At 44.0% G+C, this 9,691-nt stretch carries 10 protein-coding genes; 5 read left to right on the top strand and 5 right to left on the bottom strand.

The annotated features are described in order from the left end of the window. Nucleotides 1-893: 893 nt before the first annotated feature. Nucleotides 894-2,129 (bottom strand): OmpP1/FadL family transporter, encoded by a 1,236-nt coding sequence (locus tag AB4484_RS16650; protein WP_372079343.1) that lies wholly within the window; start codon nucleotides 2,127-2,129, stop codon nucleotides 894-896. A 134-nt stretch (nucleotides 2,130-2,263) separates the two neighbouring features. On the opposite strand from AB4484_RS16650, the gene AB4484_RS16645 reads away from it, so the two are divergent. From AB4484_RS16645 to AB4484_RS16630, 4 genes are all read left to right on the top strand, one after another. After that, the gene (locus AB4484_RS16645; protein ID WP_048614588.1) at nucleotides 2,264-3,199 is read left to right on the top strand and encodes a LysR family transcriptional regulator; all 936 of its coding nucleotides are present in this window, start codon (nucleotides 2,264-2,266) and stop codon (nucleotides 3,197-3,199) included. A 256-nt stretch (nucleotides 3,200-3,455) separates the two neighbouring features. Next, complete coding sequence (gene gloA, locus AB4484_RS16640; RefSeq protein WP_017084654.1) at nucleotides 3,456-3,833, top strand: lactoylglutathione lyase; 378 nt, start codon at nucleotides 3,456-3,458, stop codon at nucleotides 3,831-3,833. A gap of 14 nt (nucleotides 3,834-3,847) precedes the next feature. Then, nucleotides 3,848-4,945: an alkene reductase gene (locus tag AB4484_RS16635; protein ID WP_372079341.1), complete on the top strand. Its 1,098-nt coding sequence runs from the start codon at nucleotides 3,848-3,850 to the stop codon at nucleotides 4,943-4,945. Nucleotides 4,946-5,055: 110 nt separating this feature from the next. Further along, on the top strand, nucleotides 5,056-5,922 hold the full coding sequence (locus AB4484_RS16630) for a DMT family transporter (protein ID WP_372079339.1): 867 nt from the start codon (nucleotides 5,056-5,058) through the stop codon (nucleotides 5,920-5,922). A 100-nt stretch (nucleotides 5,923-6,022) separates the two neighbouring features. Here AB4484_RS16630 and AB4484_RS16625 read toward each other — a convergent pair whose 3' ends face one another. Together AB4484_RS16625 and AB4484_RS16620 are read right to left on the bottom strand one after the other, a co-directional pair. Next, nucleotides 6,023-6,451, bottom strand: coding sequence for a MarR family winged helix-turn-helix transcriptional regulator (locus AB4484_RS16625; protein WP_050622032.1), 429 nt, complete (start codon nucleotides 6,449-6,451; stop codon nucleotides 6,023-6,025). A 16-nt stretch (nucleotides 6,452-6,467) separates the two neighbouring features. Further along, nucleotides 6,468-7,112: a cytochrome b/b6 domain-containing protein gene (locus AB4484_RS16620; protein WP_050646890.1), complete on the bottom strand. Its 645-nt coding sequence runs from the start codon at nucleotides 7,110-7,112 to the stop codon at nucleotides 6,468-6,470. Between the two features lie 209 nt (nucleotides 7,113-7,321). Here AB4484_RS16620 and AB4484_RS16615 point away from each other — a divergent pair, with 209 nt between their 5' ends. Further along, the gene (locus AB4484_RS16615) at nucleotides 7,322-7,759 is read left to right on the top strand and encodes a cytochrome c (protein WP_372079336.1); all 438 of its coding nucleotides are present in this window, start codon (nucleotides 7,322-7,324) and stop codon (nucleotides 7,757-7,759) included. A 72-nt stretch (nucleotides 7,760-7,831) separates the two neighbouring features. On the opposite strand, the gene AB4484_RS16610 is transcribed toward AB4484_RS16615, so the two are convergent. Next, nucleotides 7,832-8,956, bottom strand: a complete 1,125-nt coding sequence (locus tag AB4484_RS16610) for a BamA/TamA family outer membrane protein (RefSeq protein WP_238382788.1) — start codon at nucleotides 8,954-8,956, stop codon at nucleotides 7,832-7,834. Nucleotides 8,957-9,180: 224 nt separating this feature from the next. Then, complete coding sequence (locus AB4484_RS16605; RefSeq protein ID WP_372079334.1) at nucleotides 9,181-9,675, bottom strand: peptidylprolyl isomerase; 495 nt, start codon at nucleotides 9,673-9,675, stop codon at nucleotides 9,181-9,183. Between the last annotated feature and the right edge of the window lie 16 nt (nucleotides 9,676-9,691).

Here is a 9,691-nt window from a genome sequence, read left to right as displayed (position 1 = left end):
CAATGATCACGGGTATAGATGGTATTTAAAGTGATACTACTCAGTCCAGACAACCGATTCTCGGTATCAAGAAGCGAATATGCTTCCCTACAAACCAATTCTTATTGTTAGCCTGAAACGCAGGTTGAATGACGATGCACTGTTGAACGAAATATTAGACTCGTTCTTTTCGCTATTGTCTTCTTTACGTGTAATACCTCGTCTGTCGAGGGGATCTTCCATGGTCATTGACATAGTGTTGTAAAACATTTGTCAGCATTCTGTTTGGGCTAAGAATTGATTTGTTAGCAGGATAATAGGAAGAGTTTTGAGCAGTATCTACCCAGAATTACGATTTGATAATATCGTAATTACGATGAGTCGCTATCACTCTAAATCGGTAGGTTGAATTATTTGCTAGCGCTCAAATTCGGCTTTAAAACATCGTTAGTTAATTTGGTTTGGATCAATGAAATGACTAATAAAAGCATCAATAAGAAATTTGGCGGAATTCATCTTTTTACACGCTTCTTACAATAAAGGGAGTAATAGAAACGAATGATGGATGACATATAACTGATAATAGGTTTTTGAACACTGGGAAAATACGTTTCTATTTACGGTAGAGTGCTGGATTCGAAATATTGTAGCTTTAATTGCTCAAATGTATATCTCAATGACGCTGAACACAGTGTCATGATAAACGAGACAATATCGTATTGTTTAAGTTCTATTGAGTATGTAATCTAACCCAATCAAATGCGATGTTGAATGGGGATGAAATATTGCAGTTGAAGAACAGATAGAGAAAGACCTAGCGGATAGCTAGGCCTTGATGTAGTGCACGAGTGAAGCCATGAATCAGGCACTTGCGTTACTCACAGATAATCGACGAAAAGGTCGAGACTGATGCTTTACAGGAAGCGGTAGTTCGCTTGCATACCAAAGAAGTGTGCTCTGTTGTCATAAGCGCCTTGAACATTGATAACTTGCCCGTTTGAGTAATTCAACTCAGGCTCGTCCAGATCGATGTAATCGTAGTAAGCGCGTAGTTCCCAGCTCTTGTTTAGCGCATAGGTAACACCTGCGCCGATACGCTTGGTTTCGCCTACAGGAAGATCCATATATTGATGAGTTGCGTCATCTTGCGGCGAAGTTTCGTAGCTGATGCCTGTTTCTAGTCGCAAGGTTGGGGTGATTTGGTAATGAGTACCTATGGCTAGGTTCCACACATCGTCAAAGTTACGGTCGACAACTTTGACTGAGTTATCATTGATGTCTAGTGTGAGGTCAGTCCAAGTTGATAGGTCATACCAAGTCACACCCCACAGCATGTCCCATTGGTCATTGACGGCGTGCACACCGCTAATTTGGATGTGTTGAGGCATGATAAAGTCGAGTCCAACATCACGTTTGGTATCGCTAGCCGAATGTTGAAGATCACCCTCACCGTAGTGAGCAAGTTCAGAGCGGTACATAAAGCCAAAACGGTGTTGTTCGTTCGGTTGGTAAAAGGCGCTAAGAGAGTAGCCAACCGTGAAATCATCCGCGTCTGCTTTGAATAAGTGTTCAGATCCAATGTTGCCAGTGCCGATAAAAGGATTCAACTCGCCGTTCGCAGTAAGGTATTCCGCATTGACTGAGGCACCCAATGAGAACTGCTCATTCACTTTGTAAGATATCGAAGGCATCAGTTGAACAGTCATGAATTCAACGTTCTTTAATAAACGCTGCCCAGAAAAGTTATCACCATAATCGATCCCCGAACCACCTTGAGAAGCCAAAGCAAAACCAGCGTGAAATTTGTCGTTGATAGGGGCAACAAAGTAGAAGCTTCCCACCGGAGCCCAACCACCAGCATCAATGTTATTGTCAAAACGCTCTGTTGGGTTTGTATATGAATAGTTGATGTCTGTGTAGAGGCCGGCCAGATTGACGGTGAGTTCAGGATTTTCTAGCTGAGACATAGCGGCAGGGTTAGTCCATGCGGTTAACGCACTTTCAGCTAACGCTGCCGACCCCGCGCCTGCGGTACTGGCGTTGAGAGAACCAAGTTCAGGAAGAAGGTGAGCCGCAGCCTGTGCTGGGTTTGAAAGCATCGCGTTACTCGTCATCATCGCAATAGTGATGGCAAGGTAGTGTTTTTTCATGGGGAAGCCTATTAAGAAACTAATTACGCGGGATGTTAGTGTCTCAATTTGGGACTTTAAACGAGGGATTCTTATTTCATTCTATCGTTTTTACGATAGCATGGTGCTCATGGTCGCCTAACGAGTAATGATATATGAGCAACGACATCCCCAACTTCAATCTACTTGCCGTGTTTTCTGCGGTGATGGAGCAGGGCAGTTTAAGTAAAGCTGCGGATCAACTCAGTACCAATCAATCGACCATCAGTACCGCATTAGCCCGCCTAAAAAAAGAGATTGGCCAAGAGCTTTTTGTTCGCAAAGGAAGAGGTGTTGCGCCTACGTCTTATGCGCAAAGCTTGTATGAACAAATTAAAGCGCCGATCAATGAACTCAATGGCGTGTTTCAGTCGATGGCTAATTTTGATGAGCAATCCTCTGAGCGTAAGTTTGTTATTTCTGCACCTGAGCACTTACAGTGGGTGCTGCTCAATAGTTTCGCGGCGCTTCCTAATCAAAACTTGTCGTTGGAAGTCTTTGATCAACCAGACAGTGATGAGCGCATTTACGAAGATCTTTTGACGCAAGAGTTCGATGCGATGATCGATATTGTGGTGCCTGAACACCCCAGTATCGTCAGTGAAACACTTTATGAAGGCGAGTTTGTGATCGTGTGTCGAGCTGATCACCCGAGAATTCAAGGTGAGATCAGCGAAGCTCAGTTCCTAAGTGAAAAGCACGCCGTATTAGACAGAACGCGACGCAAAGTTCGCAGTTTGAATCACTACACTTCTTTGGATCTGTCCCAGCGTAAAATCGTGTTCCATGGACGCTCGCTGTTCAGTAACATCTTGCTGTGTAGCCAATCCGATTACATCACTGTGGTGCCTTTATCTATGGCCGTGCAGTTCCAAGAAAAGTTAAGTTTGCAGCTGTTCAAGCCACCCTTTGAATATCAGCCGATGTCTCATTACCTGATTTGGTTGAAGAAGCAGAACAGCGACCCTGCTCATAAATGGTTCAGAGAACAAGTCATCAGTACATCAGACTCAATGTCGAAGGCGCTTAAAGATAGGCGGTTGCGATTTTAATTGAGAGTCTAAATCTAAGGGGAGCATTGGCTTCCCTTTTTTGTGTCGTTTAGTTGGTACTAGCCAATATTTTAATAACAAAAAATTATTAAAATGAGAATATTTAATAATTTCACTGATTTGTGTGTGTTCAGTAATATACCTAGCAACAGAGAAGTAGGTGGCCTCAAGGTCAACCTAAACGAACACTACTTAGCTTTATTCTATGAGTTAACTTCATACGACAAGGCTGAGATTAAAGTATCAAGGGCGAAATATGAAATTCCTACACACAATGATCCGAGTTACTGATTTAGACAAGTCTATCGAGTTCTACACCAAGGTATTGGGAATGAAGGAACTTGAACGTCATGAAAACAAAGACTACCGCTACACATTGGTTTTTGTTGGCTACGAGCAAGGCGGCACGACTATCGAGCTAACATACAACTGGGATACTAACGAGTACGAGATGGGCAGCGCGTTTGGTCATCTGGCATTGGGTGTAGAAGATATTTACGCAGCATGTGACAAGATCAAATCGCTAGGTGGCAACGTCACTCGCGAAGCGGGTCCAGTGAAAGGCGGTTCAACTCATATCGCTTTTATTACTGACCCAGACGGCTACCAAATCGAACTGATTCAACTAGGTTAATCGAGGATATAACAATGACAAACGCACTATTTCAACCAATTCAACTTGGTAATATCGAGCTTAAAAACCGTATTGTTATGCCACCGATGACGCGCTCTCGTGCAACGCAACCTGGTAATTCAGCAAACGACATGATGGCGGCTTACTACGCTCAACGCGCTTCTGCAGGTTTGATTATCGCTGAAGGCACACAAATTTCACCTATGGGTCAAGGCTATGCTTGGACTCCAGGTATCTATTCTGACGAGCAGATTGCTGGTTGGAAAAAAGTGACTGATGCCGTACATGAAAAAGAGGGCGTTATCTTCGCTCAACTTTGGCATGTAGGCCGTGTAACACACCCAGACAACATTGGTGGTGAACAGCCAATCTCGTCTTCTGCACTTAAAGCAGAAAACGTAAAAGTATTCATCGATAACGGCACTGATGAACCGGGCTTTGTTGACGTGGTTGAACCTCGTGAGATGACGAAACAAGACATCAAAGAGGTGATTGAACAGTATCGCCAAGCGGCTTTGAATGCGATTGAAGCGGGCTTTGATGGTATCGAACTTCACGCTGCGAATGGTTACTTAATCAACCAATTCATCGATTCTGAAGCAAACAACCGCACTGACGAATACGGTGGTTCAATTGAAAACCGTTTACGCTTCCTAGGCGAAGTGGTTGAAGCTATGGTTGAAGCGATTGGTGCTGACCGTGTTGGTGTACGCCTTGCTCCATTCACATCTTTGAATGGTACCGTTGACGCTACGCCAGTAGAGACTTACACAGCGGCGGCAGCACTACTTAACCTTTACAAAATTGTTTACCTGCACATTGCAGAGGTTGATTGGGACGATGCACCTGAAACGCCAAAAGCATTTAAAGCGGCAGTTCGTGAAGCTTATGATGGTGTCCTTATTTATGCGGGTAAATACGATAGCGAGCGTGGCGAAAAAGCTGTTGCTGAAGGCGTAACTGACATGGTTGGCTTTGGTCGTCCATTCGTTGCGAACCCAGATTTACCAGCTCGTATTCAAAATGGTTATCCACTTGCGGCGCACGATCCAAACACATTGTTCGGTGGTGCTGAAAAAGGTTTAACGGATTACCCTGAATACGCAGGCTAAAAACAGCTGCCTGAAGCAGAGTATTGAGATAGTATCTTGATCCTGTTGAATGTTTATAAAAAGCAACCTTGCAGAGTCGGGTTGCTTTTTTTGTTATTGGACTAAGTAAAATGATGAACGTGAAAGCGATGCGCGGAGAGCTTTACCTTCTATTTGCCACCCTGCTGGCTGGGGTGGGATGGATTGCATCTAAGCTGGTGGTATTAGAAATGCCTGGGCCAGTGTTCATTGGTGTGCGATTCCTCGTCGCGAGTCTTATTCTTCTGCCATTTTGTATTCACCATATTCGTAAGCTTTCGCTTAAGCAGATTCTGTCTCTTTGCGGCGTGGGTTTGTTGTTGTCTGCCTCATTGCAGGTATGGGTGTTTGCGGTTTCAGTGACGGAAAGCTTGTCGGAAGGGGCATTCATCATGAGCTTAGCCATGATCATTGCACCGTTTGTGTCTTGGATTTTGTTTCGAGTTAAGCCTAATCGTGCGTTTTGGATGTCTTTCCCTATCGCGATTATCGGCATGCTATTGCTGACTCTGGGCAACGGCTGGCATGTTGAGCAGAGTCAGATTTACTTCTTACTAGCATCGATGTTGTTGTCCGTTCACTTTGTGATGAACAAGCGTGTGATTACCAATATCAAACCTATCGCATCAATCTGTGTGCAACTGTTTGTGGTGGGTGTGAGTGGTTTAGCCTTTGCTTCTATGACTGCTCAGCCGGAGTTCGAAATCACCAAAACCTTAGTCTTCTGGTTTATTGTGTCTGCGGTGATCGCAACGTCTATTCGTTACTTGTTGCAAACGGTCGGTCAGCACTCCGTGAACATGGAAGTGGCGGCATTGATCATGATTCTTGAGCCTGTGTGGACGCTGCTGTTAAGTGTGAGTGTGCTTGGTGAAAGTGTTGAGATTCAGAAGCTGCTCGGTGGGGCGGTGATCATTGCTTCACTGTTTTGCTATATCAAATGGTCGAGACGAAAATAAAACACTCGGCGCAAGGCCGAGTGTTAGTTGTTTTTCAATACACGTTCAGAGTGTAATAATTTCTAAGCACTAAGCTTGGTAAGCAGTGAACGCGGTAAGATCAGATTGCCGCGACTACTTTCTGAAGTAGTTTGAGCATTTGTTGTTGCTCTTCAGCATCTAACTCGTTCATCAACTCTTTGTTCAAACGAACTGGGATAGGAACGAGTTGTTCTTCAAGTGCTTTGCCTTTTTCCGTTAAGTAAATTCGGAAAGAACGGCGACTGTTTGGATCGGCTCGGCGTTCGACCAGTTCAAGCTTTTCTAACTTGTCTAATGTGCGTGTCGTTGTTGAATTCTCGACTTTGGATTTCGCAGCAATATCACGCTGAGTCACACCTTCTTCTTCCCAAAGACACATCATGGTTGGCCATAGAGCAATGCTTAAGCCATGTTCTTTCAATTCCGTGTCGAAATCTTTGGTCGACTTATTGGCGATCACATTGATCATCCAACCAAAGCTTTTTTGTCTATCAAACTCTTCTGGCATCTTTCGCTACCTAATCTTACTGTGATATTACAACTATTGTCATCGTAACTAATACCGATGCAATTAGCACCAACAACGCTTTCCTATTTGATGAAAAAGCCAATTGACTGCTATTTCTGAAATAATCCGTTGACGCTGAATGGTTTTGTTTGCCGGTGATCATGGCAAGAACCAGCGGTTTTGAACGCAGTTTGTAGATGATAATAGCCACCAAGTGCAGTACGACAAAGACCACTAACATGCGAGCGGCAATGCCATGTACCGCACATAACACATCGAATGCGGCATCAGTAATCACGAGTTCCGAGCCTGGAATCGCATCAAAGAAACCAGCAATAACAAGCCCTGTCATACATTGGATAAACAGAGTCGTGATCATTCCTATCACCATCCAGGCACCCAACGGATTATGTCCCGGTTTTGGGCGAGCTTTTCCACGTAAGTAATTCCAAGCCGATTTCGGGGAGCTAATGAATTGAGAAAAGCGACTGGTATCACTGCCGACGATTCCCCAAACCAAGCGCCATAAAATTAAACTGAACAGTGCCAGGCCCAAGTAAACATGGGGGCCTTGTCCGTTAAATCCTGATGCTGCAAGGCCAATAAAGAGTGCGGCTTGAAGCCAGTGATAAAGTCGAGTTGGTAGATCCCAGATTTTCATAATGCTTTTCCTGTTCGTAAATTTTTTTTGATGGAGACAATTTACACAACAATAGTTGCACATGCAACTATTGTTGTGTAGATTAAATGCATCTCATCGATTACGGCTGAACTATCAAGCTGTAATTCACTAAGAAACCAATCAGTAATTAACGAAGAAATCACTCAATCAATTAACCACTCAATCAATTAATCACTAGGAATGACACTATGAAAAAATTCACCATCGCTTTAATCATCGCACTACCAACGATTGCTCTACCTATGATCTCTGCAGCCGCAGCGGATGTTGTAAATAATCGTCAACAGGCTTTTAGCTCTATTGAAGAGGTCAGTAAACAAGTCGATTCAGAATTGAATAACAGTGACGTGGATTGGCTGAAGGTGGGCGAGTTAAGTGACTTGTTGGTGGAACATGGTGATGTCTTGAACGCGAGTTTTGCTGAAGCTGACACAGGAGGTAAGGCCAAGAAGGAGATTTGGAGCAAGCCTGAAAAATTTAACCAACTGATGTTACAGATGAACCAAGGCTTTGCAGAGCTGTATCAGGCGAGTGTTGAACAAGACTTGTCGAGTGCAGAGCAAGGGTTAAATTCTGCGAATAAGACGTGCAAAGGGTGTCACCGTACTTATCGTTCTCGTTGGTAATGTTGACATGCTTTTAGAAACAAAAGCCTGTGCAGATCGCGACAGGCTTGATGTGATAGTCGTTGGTGAGAGCTAAATATTTTCGCCCAAGCTAAAATACGCCAACACTTCATCTTCACTGTTGTAGGTGAAGTCCATGCGAACATTGATGCGCTCTTGACGCATTAGGCGATAACGCAAACCAAATCCAACCATTGATAAAAGGTCACCATCATCAAAGCTATGATATGGGTCTTTCGGGTTGAGCCTCTCACCAAATACTTTGCCGACACCGGTTAACCCGACCACAGACACGTTGTTTAGGAAATTGATCGATGAGCCAGAAATTGAGTAGCGATATTCCATTTCTAGATTGGTCATATGCGAGGCTATATGATCCCCAGCAACAAAGCCTCGTTGAACGTTTCGCCCTTGTCGCCCGTAAGTGCTGTACGCACTGCTTGGGGCATTTTCAGCATCTAATAGGTAGCGAGTTACCCATCGACTGGCGATAATGTGGTTATCGTTATGGGTCAAACTGTAGAAAAAACGGTAGTCTGAAAACAATGAAGAGTAGGTCGCATCTTCATCATTGCCTAACCAAGTCCCGTGGTTCTCATACGTGAGTTCGAACAAAAAGCCATGGTATGGATAATAGTAATGCTCTCGCTCATCCCACAAGAATGAAAGTTTAGCGCCAGTATCGGCTTCATATTCTTCGCTAAACCCTGTTAATTTCAACAACAGTTTGTCACGGGGTGTGTCGGCTAAATAGCGAGCCGTGGAAAAGTCTAACCCCATACCTAGATAGATATTGTCATACACTTTGAAGTAGAAATCGCCATCGAAGGCGTACTCTTGATGGTTGGTATCAACAAGGTCGACCAAGGTTATGTTGGTGCTAGAGAACCCCATTTCGCCACTAAATCTTATTGAGTCACCTTTCAGCAACAGCTCCGCATTACCTTTGATGTAATAGCTGTCGTTCTGTGTGTAAGTCAGTGTCGCTGATAATGTGGAAGCGTTCTTGGTTTCGCCATCAGCGTAGAAGTTATAGATGGGCACCACAGAGATCCCGGTATCTACACTCGGGTCATAAAAGGGGATCGCGATAACACGAAATTGGTCATCGAGTTCTGGTTCTTTTGATTCTCGTGTATCAACTTCGAATGCGGAACTAGAGAAACTGGCAACAGAAGAGAAGAGGGCTGTTGTCAAAAAAGAGTGTCGAGTCATGTAGAGAGTTACGTCCAATGTAAGGTTGACCGCAGAGCAATGGGAGCTTGCGGATCAGGAGCATAACACGTCATTTATACTGATTAATAGTAAGGGAATGGTTAACCCTGTAAATATACCGTACAGAAATGAGTACAGTTGATAACATCGACAATAAGAAAATGGTGAGAAAAATTCTCACCATTTCGTTACGTTTTTGTCGTGAATTACTCGTTGATGGTGACTTTAGTAATCACAATATCTTCGCAAGGCACATCTTCGTGTCCCCAACGAATAGTTGTTGGTGCGACAGCAATTTTGTTTACGATATCCATACCCGCCGAAACCTTACCGAATACTGCGTAACCCCAGCCAGCATTGGTTGTTGAGGTGTGATCTAGGAAATCGTTGTCATCAAGGTTGATGAAGAACTGCGCCGTTGCAGAATGTGGTGCATCAGTACGAGCCATTGCCACAGAACCAATCACATTCTTCAAGCCACGGTTTGCTTCGTTGACGATCGGTGCACGAGTTGGTTTTTCTGTCATGTCGATAGTGTGACCACCACCTTGAATCATGAAACCTTCAATAACACGGTGAAATGTCGTGCCTTCGTAGAAACCGTCTTGGCAGTATTTAAGGAAGTTTTTCGACGTTACTGGCGCTTTTTCAAGGTTCAGCTCAATCTCGATATCGCCAAAGTTGGTGGTGAAAGTAATCATAGGGCTACCTAAAGTT

This window comes from Vibrio sp. 10N.261.46.A3, assembly GCF_041472995.1.
Lineage (GTDB): Bacteria > Pseudomonadota > Gammaproteobacteria > Enterobacterales > Vibrionaceae > Vibrio > Vibrio coralliirubri.
The sequence above is the reverse complement of the archived record's forward strand: the minus strand, read 5'-3'. Positions and strand labels throughout refer to the sequence as shown.

Coding starts and splice junctions, on each gene's coding strand:
- AB4484_RS16645 (WP_048614588.1), top strand. CDS start 2,264: ATGAGCAACGACATCCCCAACTTCAATCTACTTGCCGTGTTTTCTGCG.
- AB4484_RS16605 (WP_372079334.1), bottom strand. CDS start 9,675: ATGATTACTTTCACCACCAACTTTGGCGATATCGAGATTGAGCTGAAC.
- AB4484_RS16620 (WP_050646890.1), bottom strand. CDS start 7,112: ATGAAAATCTGGGATCTACCAACTCGACTTTATCACTGGCTTCAAGCC.
- AB4484_RS16615 (WP_372079336.1), top strand. CDS start 7,322: ATGAAAAAATTCACCATCGCTTTAATCATCGCACTACCAACGATTGCT.
- gloA (WP_017084654.1), top strand. CDS start 3,456: ATGAAATTCCTACACACAATGATCCGAGTTACTGATTTAGACAAGTCT.
- AB4484_RS16635 (WP_372079341.1), top strand. CDS start 3,848: ATGACAAACGCACTATTTCAACCAATTCAACTTGGTAATATCGAGCTT.
- AB4484_RS16630 (WP_372079339.1), top strand. CDS start 5,056: ATGATGAACGTGAAAGCGATGCGCGGAGAGCTTTACCTTCTATTTGCC.
- AB4484_RS16650 (WP_372079343.1), bottom strand. CDS start 2,129: ATGAAAAAACACTACCTTGCCATCACTATTGCGATGATGACGAGTAAC.
- AB4484_RS16625 (WP_050622032.1), bottom strand. CDS start 6,451: ATGCCAGAAGAGTTTGATAGACAAAAAAGCTTTGGTTGGATGATCAAT.